Annotated in this window: 1 protein-coding gene; it reads left to right on the forward strand. The window is 67.1% G+C overall.

Annotated features, from left to right (window positions below; all coding sequences use genetic code 11):
• Window positions 1–781, forward strand: a 781-nt coding sequence (locus QMG52_RS21795) for an IS110 family RNA-guided transposase (protein ID WP_283562486.1), incomplete at both ends; no start/stop codon positions are given.

Here is a 781-nt window from a genome sequence, read left to right on the forward strand (position 1 = left end):
TCCGCCGCTTCGAAGCCCCGGTGAAGGCCGTGTACGAGTCCGGGCCGACCGGGTACGTGCTGGCGAGGTTCCTGCGGGAGGCCGGCATTGACTGTGTGGTCGCGGCGTCCTCGAAGCTGCTGCGGGCACCGGGCGACAAGGTTAAGACCGACAAGCGAGATGCCCGGCTTTTGGTTGAAATGCTCGCCCTGGGGCAGGTGACAGAGGTCCGCGTGCCCACGCGGGAGCAGGAAGACCTGCGTGACCTGTCGCGGTTGCGGGCCACGGCGGCGAAGAACCTGGCCCATGCCCGCCAGCACGTGAACGCGATCCTGCTCCGCCACGGCATCCGGTACCCGGAAAAGACGAAATGGACCCAGTCCCATCAGGGGTGGTTGCACCGCCAGCGCTTCGACTCGGCAATGCTGCAGTTCGCCTACGAGGCCGACGTGGAGGAAGCCGAACTGTTGGCGGCGCGGCTGAAGCGCATCGACCAACGCATCGCGGAGGTCGCCAAAAACTGTGAGTACACGCCGGTGGTCGATGCGTTGATGTGCCTGCGCGGCATCGAGGTCACAACCGGGTTCGGGCTCGCCGTGGAGATCGGCGACTGGACACGGTTCACCGGCGCCACGATCGGCTCCTACGTGGGACTGGTGCCCAGCGAACAGTCCTCTGGCCAGTCCCGGCATCAGGGACCGATCACGAAGGCCGGCAGCAAATACGCCCGCAAACTCCTCATTGAGGCCGCCTGGCTGCACCGGCGCCCGTACTCCCGCCCCGGGCTGCGCCTCGTGCGGCA

The sequence above is a fragment of the Paenarthrobacter sp. PH39-S1 genome (assembly GCF_030063245.1).
GTDB lineage: Bacteria > Actinomycetota > Actinomycetes > Actinomycetales > Micrococcaceae > Arthrobacter_M.